Source organism: Croceicoccus estronivorus (genome assembly GCF_001625325.1).
In the GTDB taxonomy this organism is placed as follows: Bacteria; Pseudomonadota; Alphaproteobacteria; order Sphingomonadales; family Sphingomonadaceae; genus Caenibius; species Caenibius estronivorus.
The window spans coordinates 1-687 of sequence record NZ_JRQQ01000023.1 but is presented as its reverse complement, the minus strand read 5'-3'; the positions used below and the strand labels follow the sequence as shown (position 1 = coordinate 687).

General features: G+C 62.6%; 1 protein-coding gene. It reads left to right on the top strand.

Annotation, left to right across the window (positions count from 1 at the left end):
* Window positions 1-687, top strand: a 687-nt coding sequence (gene dmpG / locus MB02_RS17285) for a 4-hydroxy-2-oxovalerate aldolase (protein WP_067540875.1), incomplete at both ends; no start/stop codon positions are given.

Here is a 687-nt window from a genome sequence, read left to right as displayed (position 1 = left end):
CGACGCACTGCACCGAGGCGGACGTGTCGAAGCAGCATATCGGGATTGCACGCGATCTCGGGATGGATGTGTCCGGCTTCCTGATGATGAGTCATATGATCGGGGCCGAGGCGCTGGCGGAGCAGGCGCTGCTGATGGAAAGCTATGGTGCGCAGTGCGTCTATGTGACGGACAGCGGCGGTGCGCTGGACATGGACGGGGTGCGGGAGCGGTTGCGGGCCTATGACAAGGTTCTGAAGCCGGAGACGCAGCGCGGCATTCATGCGCACCACAACCTGTCTCTGGGTGTGGCGAACTCGATCGTTGCGGCGCAGGAAGGCGCGGTGCGGATCGATGCGAGCCTTGCCGGGATGGGTGCCGGTGCGGGCAATGCGCCGCTGGAGGTGTTCATAGCGGCTGCGGATCGCAAGGGCTGGAACCACGGTTGCGACGTTATGGCGCTGATGGATGCGGCGGAGGATCTGGTTCGTCCGTTGCAGGACCGCCCGGTGCGGGTGGACCGCGAGACGCTGAGCCTGGGGTATGCCGGGGTCTATTCGAGCTTCCTGCGCCATGCGGAGAAGGCCAGCGAAGACTACGGCATCGATACCCGCGAGATCCTCGTCGAACTCGGACGCAGAAAAATGGTCGGCGGTCAGGAAGACATGATCGTCGATGTCGCACTCGATATGATCAAAGAAAAAGAAT